Source organism: Microcoleus sp. PH2017_28_MFU_U_A (assembly GCF_020738035.1).
Classification (GTDB): Bacteria; Cyanobacteriota; Cyanobacteriia; order Cyanobacteriales; family Microcoleaceae; genus Microcoleus.
In genome coordinates, this window is sequence record NZ_JAEQCX010000150.1 from 1 (window position 1) to 13,684 (window position 13,684).

General features: G+C 43.6%; 13 protein-coding genes. 10 read left to right on the forward strand and 3 right to left on the reverse strand.

Going from position 1 to position 13,684, the window contains the following annotated elements:
- Positions 1-129: 129 nt before the first annotated feature.
- The 5 genes from JGK14_RS30655 (at position 130) to JGK14_RS30675 (ending at position 7,073) form a co-directional block, all read left to right on the forward strand.
- A complete protein-coding gene (locus JGK14_RS30655; protein WP_293185938.1) occupies positions 130-2,130 on the forward strand; it encodes a chromosome partitioning protein ParA in 2,001 nt (666 codons plus the stop codon).
- Between the two features lie 218 nt (positions 2,131-2,348).
- The gene (locus JGK14_RS30660) at positions 2,349-4,115 is read left to right on the forward strand and encodes a hypothetical protein (RefSeq protein ID WP_325315869.1); all 1,767 of its coding nucleotides are present in this window, start codon (positions 2,349-2,351) and stop codon (positions 4,113-4,115) included.
- Entirely contained in the window at positions 4,112-4,912 is an 801-nt protein-coding gene (locus JGK14_RS30665; protein WP_293185942.1) for a glycosyltransferase family 2 protein, read from the forward strand. The genes JGK14_RS30660 and JGK14_RS30665 overlap by 4 nt, the downstream gene beginning before the upstream one ends.
- Before the next feature lie 217 nt (positions 4,913-5,129).
- Positions 5,130-5,786, forward strand: coding sequence for a Uma2 family endonuclease (locus JGK14_RS30670; RefSeq protein WP_293185943.1), 657 nt, complete (start codon positions 5,130-5,132; stop codon positions 5,784-5,786).
- Positions 5,787-6,008: 222 nt separating this feature from the next.
- Positions 6,009-7,073: an NAD-dependent epimerase/dehydratase family protein gene (locus JGK14_RS30675; protein ID WP_293185944.1), complete on the forward strand. Its 1,065-nt coding sequence runs from the start codon at positions 6,009-6,011 to the stop codon at positions 7,071-7,073.
- 86 nt (positions 7,074-7,159) lie between these two features.
- Here JGK14_RS30675 and JGK14_RS30680 read toward each other — a convergent pair whose 3' ends face one another.
- The 3 genes from JGK14_RS30680 to JGK14_RS30690 all read right to left on the reverse strand — a co-directional run bounded on the left by JGK14_RS30680 (position 7,160) and on the right by JGK14_RS30690 (position 8,869).
- Positions 7,160-7,783, reverse strand: a complete 624-nt coding sequence (locus JGK14_RS30680; protein WP_293185945.1) for a hypothetical protein — start codon at positions 7,781-7,783, stop codon at positions 7,160-7,162.
- A 97-nt stretch (positions 7,784-7,880) separates the two neighbouring features.
- Positions 7,881-8,483 (reverse strand): Uma2 family endonuclease, encoded by a 603-nt coding sequence (locus tag JGK14_RS30685; RefSeq protein WP_325315871.1) that lies wholly within the window; start codon positions 8,481-8,483, stop codon positions 7,881-7,883.
- Positions 8,484-8,635: 152 nt separating this feature from the next.
- The gene (locus JGK14_RS30690) at positions 8,636-8,869 is read right to left on the reverse strand and encodes a hypothetical protein (RefSeq protein ID WP_293218651.1); all 234 of its coding nucleotides are present in this window, start codon (positions 8,867-8,869) and stop codon (positions 8,636-8,638) included.
- 197 nt (positions 8,870-9,066) lie between these two features.
- Between JGK14_RS30690 and JGK14_RS30695 the strand changes: the two genes are divergently transcribed.
- The 5 genes from JGK14_RS30695 to JGK14_RS30715 form a co-directional block, all read left to right on the forward strand.
- On the forward strand, positions 9,067-9,255 hold the full coding sequence (locus JGK14_RS30695) for a ribbon-helix-helix domain-containing protein (protein WP_293185949.1): 189 nt from the start codon (positions 9,067-9,069) through the stop codon (positions 9,253-9,255).
- 84 nt (positions 9,256-9,339) lie between these two features.
- Complete coding sequence (locus tag JGK14_RS30700; RefSeq protein WP_293185950.1) at positions 9,340-9,525, forward strand: ribbon-helix-helix domain-containing protein; 186 nt, start codon at positions 9,340-9,342, stop codon at positions 9,523-9,525.
- A gap of 63 nt (positions 9,526-9,588) precedes the next feature.
- Positions 9,589-10,005, forward strand: a complete 417-nt coding sequence (locus JGK14_RS30705) for an NUDIX hydrolase (RefSeq protein WP_293185951.1) — start codon at positions 9,589-9,591, stop codon at positions 10,003-10,005.
- Between the two features lie 86 nt (positions 10,006-10,091).
- Positions 10,092-10,304: an antitoxin gene (locus JGK14_RS30710; protein WP_293193538.1), complete on the forward strand. Its 213-nt coding sequence runs from the start codon at positions 10,092-10,094 to the stop codon at positions 10,302-10,304.
- Between the two features lie 323 nt (positions 10,305-10,627).
- Positions 10,628-13,684: NACHT domain-containing protein (locus tag JGK14_RS30715; RefSeq protein ID WP_325315870.1), on the forward strand; the 3,057-nt coding region annotated here is incomplete at its 3' end.

Consider the following 13,684-nt stretch of genomic DNA (forward strand, 5'->3'; position numbering starts at 1 on the left):
CAATTCCCAATTCCCAATTCCCAATTCCCAATTCCCAATTCCCAATTCCCAATTCCCAATTCCCAATTCCCAATTCCCAATTCCCAATTCCCAATTCCCCATTACCCATTACCCAAATAACATATGGCTATGAAATCGGTAATCCTTTCTGAACAAGCAGTCATTCTGGAAAAACCAGCGATTTGGTCGCGCTTGTTTTTGTGGACGATCATGCTGATGACCACTTCTGCCGTAGTTTGGGCTTATTTTGCTAGCGTAGAGCAAGCTGTCCCCGCTGTCGGCCAATTGGAACTCAAAGATGGTGCTAGAGACATCCAAGCGCCTGCTACGGGCGCTGTGGTGAGGCTGCACGTCGAAAATGGCGATCGGGTAGAAAAAAACCAGCCCCTGCTCACTTTCAACCCCCTTGCACCCAGTGCTGATTTAACATCGATTAAGAAAACTAAAGAAGCGCTGGAAAAGGAAAATAAATTTTACGAAGATGTCGTCAGCGGCAAAGTTCAAGGCCCTATTCCTTCCAACCTAGAATCCACAATCAAAGACAGACAGAGCCTTGCTGCACAAAATCAAGTGCTGCAAGCTTTGATTGACGAGCTGTACCTTAACCGGGGAGCCAACGGAAATTTTGATGCCACCCAGCAAGGACTGTATGTTAATTATCGATCGGAATTTCTGTCTCGGGTAGCCGCCGCCCAAGGGCAAGTTCAGGAGTTGGACAAACAACTCAAGCAAGCTGAAAATGCTGAGAAAGCCGCCGGCGATCAAATGAATGTAGCAGTGCAACAATTGGGTTTTGCTCAGAACCAATTAAATTACTCTCAGCAGCAGTTAGCCTCTTCCCAAGAGCAAGTCAAATCAGCTCTGGCTCAGAAAGATTTGGCTGACGAACAGTTAGCCAAATCCCAACAAGTATTGAAGTCCAATCAAGGCATTTTGGGCAGACTAGGCCCGCTGGTAGAGCAAGGAGCGATCGCTGAACTGCAAAGAGAAAAACAGGAACAAGATGTTTTCAGAGGCCAAAGCGACGTTCTGAAACAGCAAGATCAAATCAAACAGCGCGAAGGCGAAATCAACGCCCGCAAAGGCGAAATCAACACCCGCCGAGGTGAGATAAATACACGCCGAGGCGAAATTAATGCGCGTCAAGGTGACATCCAAAAAATTACCGCTGAAGTACAGCGCCAGCAAGGAGAGCAAGCGCGCATTCAGGAGTCGATCGCCCGCGCCCAAGAACAGTTGAAAAACACCAAGGATGCCTGGGCCAAAGAACTTTACAGCAAAATTGCTGAAAACCAGAAACAAATTGCCAGCAGCGATTCTCAACTCAGCCGTTTTAAAGTAGAAAACCTGAAAAAGCTGTCCGAAGTAAATGCTCAGCTAGAAAAAGCCCAGCAAGTCCGCGATACTCAAATTATGAAGGCTCCCGTATCCGGCGTTATCTTCGATTTGAAACCTTCTAAGAAGGAGAATGCGAAGTTGGATCTAGCTAAAGATCCGATATGCCAATCCATTATTAACTCAGTGGTGAAGCCGGGAGAACCGCGCCCCAAACGCTGCGAAGAAGCTTATTACGAAGCGCAGCAAACAGAGAAGCTGCTCAAGGTTTTGGATGATGAAAACGGCTTGCAAGCAGTTGTTTACCTGGAAAATAGCAACGTAGCTCTTGTTTTGGATGGTATGAAAAACAAGCGAGAAAAATTAGAAAAATATCACGGCAAACAATTAGATGGAGAAAAGATTGACTGCGAAAAAGGTAAAAGCTGCCTGTGTCCTGAGAAGGAAGTTAATAGAGAGAAATTGGGTTTGACAAAATACCAATGCGTACCTGTGGATATAAATGTTGAAGCTTTCCCTGCGCTGGAGTTTGGTACTGCTGAGGGTGAAGTGAAAGAGATTAGCAGCGATGCTGAACCTCCTACTGAACTCCGGAAATACTACGCTTTCAAAACCAAAATTAAGCTGAAGACTCAAAAGTTTATTTTGAACAAGGGCAAGCCAAATGAACAGGAAGTTAACTTGCAGTCGGGAATGGCGGTAAGTTCTAATATCAATATCGGCAAGCGAACTGTTTTGCAGATGTTTATCAACCGATTTACTGGCAAACTGGATACATTCAAGACTGTTAAGTAATTCGGTTAACAGAATTGAATAGGACTAAAGTCCTCACTACAAACTTGATGACTGGTTTGTAGTGAGGACTTTAGTCCTAATTAGCCCGGTTCGTAGTGAGGACTTTAATCCTAATTCCCGCAAATTATGAGGACTAAAGTCTTCACTACAAACTTGATGAGAATGATTTAACGGTATTAATATAAAATAGTGATGGCAATTGGTGCGATCGCACATTCATGAAAAAAAGTATTTTATTTACGCTATATCTGATTCCTGTTGTCCTTTTAATCGGGTTTGTAGCCACTTTTAGCGTTAACGTACCCATTGATGACGAGTGGAGGTTGGCTAGCCTGTTTGAGAAAATAGCTCAGGGAAGTGTAACGTTTAACGATTTTTGGGCTTTGCACAGCAACCACCGCATAGTCTTTCCGAAATTAATTATCGCTGTGCTGGTTTTTGCTTCCAGATGGAATATTAATTATCAGTTGTGTCTCAGCATCGGTTTGGCTGGTATAACTTTTATGACTATGTACAAGTTATCCTCGATGCAGGTTAAGAATGTTGGGGATAATTTGTGGCATTTAGCTAATATTTTAACTTGTATTTTACTTTTCTCCCTGGTTCAACATGAAAACTGGCTTTGGGGATTTCAATTAGCTTGGTTTTTTGTAAATCTGTGTTTTATAGCTGCGGTTTATGCGCTGGTTTCAACTCACAAATTATTGCCTAATATTAGAATTTCTATTGCTGCTATATTCTGTTTTATTGCTAGTTTTTCTCTGGCTCAAGGTTTGCTATCTTGGTTTGTGGCGGTTCCGGCTGTGGTGGCTTTGGAGGGAAATCGAGTACAGAAAAAAAGAAGATTAATTGTATGGATATTGCTGTTTGCAGCAACTTGTGCTATTTACTCAATTGATTATCATCCTAGCCGTAAAACAAGTATTATTGCATTGTTGAATAAGCCGCTGGTGGTAATTGATTATTTTTTGAGTTTATTGGGTTCGCCAATTGTTAGATCACCTGGACTTTCTGCATTTGTAGGATTGGTAATATTTACAACTTTTGGATTTTTTGTATGGCATTTTGGGAAGAAGATTCTATTAACTAATTTGGGATTGGGTGGGGACGGGCAAGATGCCCATCCCACAAGTGATTTGAGATTGCCACATCAGGCCTTGCCTTGGCTGTCAATAGGTTTGTTTTCGGTTTTGTCGGCTTTGTTTATTACGGCTGGTAGGGCGGAATTTGGGGCAATTCAGGCGATCGAATCTTCAAGATATACGACTAATTCGATTTTGCTGTTAATTGCTTTGGTTCAGCTAGGACAATTGTTTATTCGAGAAACAAAAGCTCTGTTGAAATTCAACTATAAATTGATTTTTAGAGGAGTTTCAGGGCTATTAATTGGTATAATTATTGTTAATTCTCAGCAGGCGATCGTCCAAACTAGCTCTGCACTTATTTACAAACAAGGCGCTCAAGATTGTTTGCAGTTAATTAACTATCTCGAACCGTCGAAGTTTTTCAACAATTCGCCCGAAAGCTGTTTGAGAGTGTTGAGTAAAAAAACTTGGCTGGTGAGAGATGGTGCTGCTATTCTCGATAAATTTGGTTGGAGAAAGTTCGCCAAAAATGTAGATTTTATTCCTAATACCAAGAAAGTTTACGGCTATTTAGACCAACCTCCAACGGGCGATAAATTATTGAAAGCTGCTGGTTGGGTGGTTTTGCCAGAAAATAGGAAACAGCCGAATATTGTACTGCTATCTGTCGGCGATAAACAATCTTTTTTTGCTAACGCTTATGTAAATTTGGACAGCCCCGATATTGCTAAGACTTTGAAATCACAGTTGTACAATAATGCGAGGTGGGCGGTTGATGTGTCGAGTAGTGATTTGGCGATCGCCCAAACCGATATCAAAGCTTGGGTGTATAATCCTGTTGACAACCAGTTTGTCAGGTTGCGCGGCGGTGCTAGGGTAACAGTGGAGGATAAAGAGTGAAAATTTCGGTGATTATACCAGCCCACAATGAGGAGGGCTGTTTGGATGGTACTGTGCGGGCTTTAGCCCAGACGCTCGATTTAGAAGGGATTCCGCACGAAATTTTGATTGTGAATGACAATAGTACGGATAAAACCGTTGACATTTGCCAGGAATTGTCAGAGACTTTCCCCACAGTTAGATACATCAACAATCAACCTCCCAACGGTTTTGGATTTGCCGTGCGCCGGGGATTGGCAGAATTTGAAGGCGATGCTGTGGCGATTGTGATGGCGGATGCTTCCGACGATCCGATGGATTTGGTAGCAGGATACCGCCAATTGCAAGCAGGATATGATTGCGTTTTCGGTTCCAGATTTATCAAAGGCGGGTTTGTCGTTGATTATCCAATTCACAAACTAGGAATTAATCGCTTAGCAAACTGGTTTGTCAAAAGTATTTTCGGCTTGCGTTACAACGATGTCACGAATGCTTTTAAACTATATCGCAGAGAAGTGATTGAAGGTATACAACCGATTTTGAGCCATCACTTTAATTTGACTGTCGAACTTCCCCTAAAAGCAATTGTCCGGGGTTTTTCCTATACGGTGATTCCTCTGAGATGGTACAATCGGACTGCTGGTATTTCTAAGTTGAAGATTAAAGAGATGGGCAGTCGATATTTGTTTATTGTCTTGTATGTCTGGCTGGAAAAACATCTCTCTCGCGGCGACTACCACCGAACAAGAAAGATGAATGAGTTGAAATTAGATTTGTTGCCTAAGTCAAGGAGTGAAGTCTTGACTGCGAAGGAATGATGACTAATGATTTTGGTACCGCAGCTATTGATACTTTGATGCTGATACTACTGCGTACCAAAATCGGGACTGCAACTTAGGTAACGGGCGGAACCTGCGAAATGGTTACGAAAAAATGGTCAAATCGCTCAAAAGTGCGATCGCGCGGTAAAATTTAACTTAGGAGGCTATGGGGAAATTTGGTTGAAAAGATATACTAAATTGAGAGGATTAAGTCATGGTTTTTACAGCCCAAGAAATGGCAAGATTGATGCCAGATGCCAGTCAACTTGAAAGTGATGAGCCAGAAATGGAAAGTTCCCTACATTATATTCAATTAGCATTATTAGTTGCCTGTTTGGAATGGCAATGGCGCGATCGCAATGACTTTTTTGTTGGAGCAAATCTGACGGTTTACTACAGCCAGCAACAATTGAAAAATCGGGATTTTCGCGGCCCTGATTTTTTTCTGATCGCCGATACCGAAAAACGTCCGCGTCGTTCCTGGGTAGTTTGGGAAGAAGAGGGGAGATATCCCGATCTAATTATAGAATTGCTATCTAGTTCTACCGCCAGAGTCGATCGCAACGAAAAAAAGATATTATATCAAAATCGGTTTAGAACGCCCGAATACTTTTGGTTCGATCCTGAAGATTTGGAATTTGCTGGTTTTCGTTTAATTGGTCAAGAATATCAAGCTATTCTTGCCAATGAATTTGGTAGATTGTGGAGTGAGGTACTAGAATTATATCTGGGAATTCACGATGGGAAATTGCGTTATTTTACCCCAGACGGTGAGTTAGTTGCTACGCCAGAGGAAGCTGCACTGCAAGCCCAAGAGCGAGTCGAACGTTTAGCAAATCAGTTGCGGGCTTTGGGCATTGAACCAGAATAGCTGTCAAAATTAATTGACAGATGATTAAGTTTTAATGCGAGACATATAGCCTTTCTCAGATAGGTGAGGTACGTTGTTGGGCTTCAGCCCTCTTATATTTATTATATAGTAAGCGAGGTCGCATCAAAAACTCCATTTACAGTCATACCTCATCTTTTTGATAAAGGCTATACCTCAACACAATTTAACAGCAGTAATTAATCCTCTAAGAAAGTTGAGTCAATGCCTGAGAGAATTTTAATTGTGGGCGGTGCGGGTTTTATCGGCAGTTGTTTGGCAATTGGCCTGAAAAAACTTCACCCGGAATGGCAAATAATTTGTTTGGATAACCTGCGCCGCCGGGGTTCGGAATTGAATTTGCCTAGGCTTAAAAGTTGCGGGATTCAGTTTGTTTACGGGGATATTCGCACGGCGGCTGATTTAGATCCAGTGGCACTCAATGCTGATTGTATTATAGATTGCGCTGCGGAGCCTTCTGTGCTGGCGGGTTTTAGTTCGCCTCAGTACGTTTTGCAGACGAATTTGCTGGGTACTGTGAATGTTTTGGAGTTGGCGAGACAGACTGGTGCGAGTTTGCTGTTTTTGTCTACGAGTCGGGTTTATCCGATCGCCTCTGTCAAGTCTATCAAGTTATTGGAGTTGGATGATAGATTTGCGATCGCCCCAGAGCAAACATTACCCGGTATATCGGAGTTAGGCATATCAGAAGATTTCCCACTAAAAGGACACCGCTCGCTTTACGGAGCAACTAAATTAGCGTCGGAATTGCTGATTGAGGAGTACAGGGAAGCATACAACGTGCAGGCAATTATCAACCGCTGCGGGTTAATTACCGGTGCTTGGCAAATGGGGAAAGTAGATCAGGGAGTTTGCGGTTTGTGGGTGGCGGCTCACTATTTTCAAAGGTCGCTTAATTATATCGGTTTTGGCGGCAGTGGTAAACAAGTTAGGGATTTGCTGCACGTTGAAGATTTGCTGAGATTAGTCAATTATCAGTTGGAACATTTTGCGGAATTTGACGGCGAAGTGTTTAATGTTGGTGGTGGTTTGAGCAACAGTCTGTCTTTAGTTGAAACAACTGATTTGTGCCAAAAAATTACGGGAAAGTCTATTACAATTAATCCGGTTTTGGAGGAACGGGCGGGGGATATTCCGATTTTTATTACCGATTCTTCTAGGGTGATGGAGAAGACTGGATGGCACCCTATGATTGGGCCGGAGGCGGCTTTGCAGGATATTTATGATTGGATTGCTGCTAATGAAGTGGTTTTAAGTTCGATTTTGTAGGGATTTTTCAATCGCAGATTTTTAATAGTAAGGTGCGTCGCTAAGATAATTTTTGAACCTAGTTGAGTGACTGCAAGCGACGCACCCTACCGCGAAATTTCATCCCCGTCTAAAATTCCCACCATTACTTTAAATAAATCGTCTAAATCGTCAGGTACTCTAAACAAATGAGTGTCTTGGAAAATAGTTTGCTGATTTCGATCTAACTTGCCAAATCGCCAGACATCTCCCATTGTCACAGCACCGTAAAATATATTTTGGTCTTCCACGTGCGACATAGCAATTAATTGTACAGCTAGTTGAGTAAATCCTCTAGTCATATCGTCGTTTTTTGCTTCAATAACTAGCAACTCTTGATTTGACTTCACGAGATAATCTAAATTTCCCTTTAACCAGCTATTAACGTTGAGAGTATACTCAAATCGCAGTTGACATTGACAGTATCGGATCAGATCCAGAAGTACGGGGGATACTAAGGATTCTCTTCTAGCTATTTCGCTGCTGAGACTGACTAAGGGAAGGATATCTTCTATTTTATCTCTCAGCTCTATCAGTCTATCTAACTGTCTAGTTGTTTTCGGTAAAGATAACCTTCCTTTGCTTAGTGAGTAATCAAATTCTGCTAAAATTTGATCGGTTTCATAAGGTAAGTCAAAGTATGAACGAAAGGTATATTCTCGACCTTCCTGTAAGATTTTTTGCTTGGTCATAGTGTTTTCAATCACAATCTGTTTATTTGTACATTATATATCAATTTTTATAAGCCGGTCGAATGAGTAATTTCCTGTCCTTAACAAAATTTATCATTTATCCCCAAACTTCTGTCAAATCCAAGACAAAACCAGGCAACACATCTTCGCCGGACAAAGTTGCAGGATTTTCCAGCAATTCTAATTCTTGGTTCTGTCTGTAAATCTCCACTTTTCTGTTTTTTCTATCTATCAACCAACCCAACCGCACCTGGTTTTCCATGTATTCTTGCATTTTATCTTGCAGCGGTTTGATTCTGTCAGTTTTAGAACGGAGTTCCACCACAAAATCTGGGCTTAACGGAATAAAACCTTCTTTTTGTTCTGGGGTTAGTGCATCCCACCTTTCTTGACACACCCAAGCTGCATCGGGAGAGCGATCGGCCCCATTTGGCAGGTGAAAACCAGTAGAAGAATTAAATGCTTTACCGAGTCTAGTACGCCGATTCCACAGCCAGATTTGCCCTTCTATATCCAGATTTCGATATCCTGTTTCGCCTCCGGTTGGTGGGTTCACGATTAATTCTCCTGTTGCTGTGCGTTCTAATTGTAACTCTCGGTTGGCGATCGCTAATTCTACAAACTGTTCGCGGGTAACGGTGAGCGTTAGTGCAGGCGGAATATTGAGTGCAATATCAGCCGATGAGTTGGTTTGTACCATCATTTTTTCCTAAAATTGATGCTGTTTTAGCAAATTAATCCTCATCTCAGAAAGCCCAAAACATAGGACAATTTGCAATTTTTATTATAACAATTCAAAGTTCGTAGGTGACAGCCATCGCTCCAATCGGCGATCGCCATCACCATCAATTTCTACTCAGCAAAATAGCGGGTCAAAATCCGCATGATCTCACCGCTAATCGGCGATGGGAGAGGCGGACTCCACTCATCAATCTTGGCAAAACCCAAGATTTGCAGGATATCTACGATCCAGTTAACGCCCTTGGGAGTGCCGCACAGCAGCAAGCGGACGGGTTTTTTGTCGGCGGGCGCGTTGGGAATTTCTTCGCGCAGTAGTTCGGGAACGGACTTTGGTGTTGATATCATAGAGTTATCTCCTAATAGGGTTATCTCCTGAATGTGGGAGTCCAAACCCCTGCCGCGTCTCGATTGCAGTCTGAAGCGGTGGGGGTTTGGTCTTGGGTGTACGCTTGTGATAAGCTAACATAGCTTGTAAACCTATGTCAAGAGGTAACGTGCAAAACTAGAATGTTAAAGAAAGCAGTGATGAGAAAAAGACGATCGTGCCACCGAAGAACCTCAGACGAGTAACCACTTACGTCCCTCCTGAAATAGCCAAAGCATTAGAGGAATGGGCCGAGAAAGACGAGCGATCCGTATCTTGGCTGGCTGGAAAGCTGATTGAAAAAAGTGTTAAAGAGTATCAAAGTCAAGAACAGCAACAAGCATCTACACCGGAGGTGAAAGAATGAATCCAACAGCTATTAACGCTCTGTGAGTTGGTTAAAGATTGGATCGAAGTTAAAATGTGAGTCAATTTAAAAGAGAAAAACCTAATGGGCGGGAAGCGTAAGCTTGAGTTGATAGCTGTGTATGTAACCAAGGAAAAAAAGGAGGCTCTTGAGGAATGGGCTACTTCTGAAGAACGTTCTGTTTCATGGATTGTTAGCAAGGCGATCGACAAAGCACTGGAAGACCGTCAACAGCAGCAAACTGAGGCAAAACAGGATACACAGCAGTGAAAGTCGATCGCACTTCACTGAAAATTTCATTGCTACTCATTAAAACAATTAGGCTTGTCAACCATGCACACCATTGGTGCTTTTGCGATTATTGACAGCGGCGGCAAGGTACTGCTGTGCCATCGCACCGATAGGGATGCTTGGAACTTGCCTGGTGGTAGGGTTGAGGCGGCAGAAACTCCGTGGGCTGCGGTTGTCCGTGAGGTGGAAGAGGAGGTTGGTTTGCTGGTTAAGGTCATAGGTGCGATCCTCTGCGAGGGCTTTGCTAACGGCATTTATGCTATACCAGTGCGATCGGACTTGGTGTTTACATTCCGCTGTGAAGTCGTTGGGGGTAGCCTGCACACGACGGAAGAAGCAGATGACATCAAGTGGTATCTGCCCTCGGAGTTGCCTATCAACACGTTTTCGAGTCATGTCGAACGCATCCATGACGCCTACGCTGGGCGCAGCGCGGTTTTGCTGAAGACGCAGGAGTAATCTTTTGTCAGTGAGTTGGTTAAAGATTGGGTAAAAGCTAAAATGTTAGTATTAGTAGAATCTAGTGAATTTTGGGACTTGCTAAAATGAACACTGTTAAATTATCGATCGATGGCGACCGCCAGACTGTAGTTTTACCGAAAGAATACCAGTTTCAAGATAACGAAGTTTACATCAAAAAGATAGGTAACGTTGTTGTTTTAATTTCCAAAAACAATCCGTGGCAAATCTTGTTTGATAGTTTAAAACTCTTCTCTGAAGACTTCATGGAAACTAGAGAACAACCTGTTTTGGACTAACGTGAGGGAACTGTCACGAATTCCAGGTTTAGTCATAAAAAATTGGATTGGGTAGTTAGTTGAGAAGTGCGTTAGCTAAGCCCTCGCAGACGATCGCGATTCGCTTGAATAGAATTTGCGGAAACTAACGTGAGGATATTGATGTTATTAGAAGACCGGGCGGTTGAAACCGCGTCTATACAGACAAAACCCGCCTCCGCAGGTTGAAGAACGGTTACAATTATGTTATTTTCTTCAGTCCGCGGAGGCGGACTTCGTTTGTGTAGGCGCGGTTTCAACCGCCGTCTTCTTTATTGTCCCACCAATTACCTCGGAATGCCAGCATGATGATACCTCTCGATCCGATTATCAGCGCACTTACCAGCATCGCCAATCCTATAATTAAAGATAAGTTTCAGCGCAGCGAAACAGTCATCAAATTACTCAAAAAATTTAACCTCGACCCCGAACACCCGCTGCCGGATTTTAGCAGCGTTTACGCCTACACTTTGGTAGAATACGGCATCGGCAAACCCAAGCCAATTTTAGAACTATTCCGGGAATCAGAAATTAAACAAGCTTTTCGTCAAGCATTCGATCGCAATTCTCCGGCTATTTTTCTCACACAAGGAGAAGAATTTCTCGATACCTATGCTTTGGGAGATAAAATTAAAGATTTAGGGATTGACATTCGGCGCGAATTTGCTGCTTTTTCCGCAGTTTTTATCGCCGTCACCAAGCGCACCCGCAATCCCAAAGAAGCTTTGACGAATCATCAGATTGATTCAGTACACAAACAAATTGTAGCAGTTCAAGAAAGGATCGATCGACTCCCAACTTTAGAAGGAATTCGCACCGAAATGGCGCGATTGGCTGTTGAAAATACTCCGGCTTTACCAGCAGCAACAGAAACTGCGGCAAAATCCCAAGGATTTGCCTTGGCGCAGCAGATGCGCGGTTGGTTTGAAATATTGGGCTACGATTTTGAGCCGTATCAAGTTTGGGAAGATAACTATTTTGAATGGATTATTCGGATTCCGGTGAGACGAGGCAGGTTCGATCGCATTTTGATTCGCGGCATGGCGGGAGAAGCGGGAATTCAAGATGTCGGGGCGCTGAGACAGTCGGTAGAAAAGCAAAAAACCGATGAAGGTTGGCTGGTGACGGCGCGCCGGATTTCCAAAGCAGCCCGCAAGGAAGTTGACAAACCAGAAAATCGCCATCTCGATTGTTATACTTTTGATGAATTGATTGATGTGGATGCGGATTTTAGCGGCTATATCGACTGGTTGGAAAATGAAGTTAAGCGCAGGCAAATCGATGGCAAATACGTGCCTCTCGGTTGTACGAAAGCTGAGTTCGATGGCGCTAACAAGCGACAAATTGATGCCAGTTATTCCGGCGAAGAGGACGGCTGGATTGACGGTTATATCGACGTGTGGATGGACGATCCGACGAAAGAACATATTTCGATTTTGGGCGAATTCGGGACGGGGAAAACTTGGTTTGCTTTTCACTATGCTTGGACGGCTTTGCAGCGCTACCAACTGGCAAAGGAAAGAGGAACTCAACGGCCTCGGTTGCCTTTAATTATCACTTTGCGCGACTATGCAAAAGCTTTGAATGTTGAGAATGTTTTGGCTGGTTTCTTCTTTACTCAGCACAATATCCGCCTCAATAGTGAGGTGTTCGATCAACTGAATCGGATGGGGAAGTTGCTGTTGATTTTTGACGGATTTGATGAAATGGCCGCGAAGTGCGATCGACAACAAACAATTAACAACTTCTGGGAACTAGCAAAGGTGATTGTTCCCGGTGCGAAAGTAATCTTAACCTGCCGGACAGAACACTTTCCAGAAGCCAAAGAAGGACGCGCTTTATTGAATGCGGAATTAAAAGCTTCGACTGCCAATCTCAGCGGAGAAACACCGCAGTTTGAAGTATTGGAATTAGCAGCATTCGACGACGAGCAAATTCGTCAAGTATTGTCTCACCAAGCCGATGCCGAAACTGTGGCACAGGTGATAAACAGTCCGCAGTTATTGGATTTGGCGCGCAGGCCGGTGATGGCGGAATTGATATTAGAATCATTGCCGGATATTCAAGCAGGTAAACCCGTGGATATGTCGCGGGTATATTTGTATGCGGTGCGCCGGAAGATGGAACGGGATATCAAGGCAGAAAGGACGTTTACATCGCTGGCAGATAAACTATTTTTCCTGTGCGAACTGTCCTGGGAAATGCTATCAACTGACCAGATGAGTTTGAATTATCGGCTGTTTCCAGACAGGATTCGCCGCTTGTTTGGGGCTGCGGTGCAAGCAGAAAAGGACTTAGACCACTGGCATTACGACATGATGGGTCAAACCATGTTAATTCGCAATGCTGAGGGGGATTATTCTCCGGCACATAGGTCGCTTTTGGAGTTTTTTGTAGCGTATAAGTTGGCGGCGGAGTTGGGAGTTTTGCCTGCTGATTTTACGGGGTTATCGCAGGCACAATTGTCTTTGGATAATTCTGTTGAGTCGGTAAATTATACTTGGTCGGGGTATTTTAGCCGTCAGGCGGATAATGCGGGCGATATTGTACCGATTCCGGCTTTGAAGGGTTTTGTGAGTGAAAGTTTAGGGCAACTTCGCAACAGTTTTGGGCGGGAACCTTTGACGAAAGCGGTGATGGATTTGTTGGTGCCGATGCTTTCAAAAACTGAGTTTGTGGGTGAGGTTAAGTCGAGACTGTTGGAAATTTTGGAGGCGACGAAAGGTAAAACTGAGGAGGAAGTTGGTTATATCGGTGGAAATGCGGCGACGGTATTGGTGAAGGTTGATAATGCTGCTTTGGAAGGGAGAGATTTATCGGGGGCTGTAATTAAAGGTGCTGATTTTTCTGATGCTAGTTTGCGGCGTGTCAATTTTGCTGGGGCGAATTTGAGTGATTGTACTTTTATCAAGGGTTTCAGTACAGTCTTTGCAGTAGCATTTAGTCCTGATGGCAAACTTTTAGCTACAGGTGGTACTGATGGCGTGGTTCGTTGTTGGGAAGTTGCTAGTGGAAGAGAAATTTTGACCTGTAAATGTCACAGCGATTTGATACGTTCAGTCGCATTTAGTCCAGACGGTAAAACTCTGGCTAGCGGTAGTGGTGACAGAACTGTAAAGTTATGGGATTGCCACAGTGGTGAATGCCTTCAAACTTGGCAAGGTCACAGCGATTTGATACGTTCAGTCGCATTTAGTCCAGACTTTAAAAGTCTGGCTAGCGGCAGTGATGACAGAACTGTAAAGTTATGGGATTGCCAAACTGGTGAATGCCTCCAAACTTGGCAAGGTCACAGCGATTTGATACGTTCAGTCGCATTTAGTCCAGACGGTAAAACTCTGGCTAGCGGCAGTGATGACCAA

Excerpts from the sequence above, each read along its gene's own strand:
- JGK14_RS30655 (WP_293185938.1), top strand. The coding sequence starts at position 130 with ATGAAATCGGTAATCCTTTCTGAACAAGCAGTCATTCTGGAAAAACCA.
- JGK14_RS30660 (WP_325315869.1), top strand. The coding sequence starts at position 2,349 with ATGAAAAAAAGTATTTTATTTACGCTATATCTGATTCCTGTTGTCCTT.
- JGK14_RS30670 (WP_293185943.1), top strand. The coding sequence starts at position 5,130 with ATGGTTTTTACAGCCCAAGAAATGGCAAGATTGATGCCAGATGCCAGT.
- JGK14_RS30675 (WP_293185944.1), top strand. The coding sequence starts at position 6,009 with ATGCCTGAGAGAATTTTAATTGTGGGCGGTGCGGGTTTTATCGGCAGT.
- JGK14_RS30680 (WP_293185945.1), bottom strand. The coding sequence starts at position 7,783 with ATGACCAAGCAAAAAATCTTACAGGAAGGTCGAGAATATACCTTTCGT.
- JGK14_RS30685 (WP_325315871.1), bottom strand. The coding sequence starts at position 8,483 with ATGGTACAAACCAACTCATCGGCTGATATTGCACTCAATATTCCGCCT.
- JGK14_RS30690 (WP_293218651.1), bottom strand. The coding sequence starts at position 8,869 with ATGATATCAACACCAAAGTCCGTTCCCGAACTACTGCGCGAAGAAATT.
- JGK14_RS30700 (WP_293185950.1), top strand. The coding sequence starts at position 9,340 with ATGGGCGGGAAGCGTAAGCTTGAGTTGATAGCTGTGTATGTAACCAAG.
- JGK14_RS30705 (WP_293185951.1), top strand. The coding sequence starts at position 9,589 with ATGCACACCATTGGTGCTTTTGCGATTATTGACAGCGGCGGCAAGGTA.
- JGK14_RS30710 (WP_293193538.1), top strand. The coding sequence starts at position 10,092 with ATGAACACTGTTAAATTATCGATCGATGGCGACCGCCAGACTGTAGTT.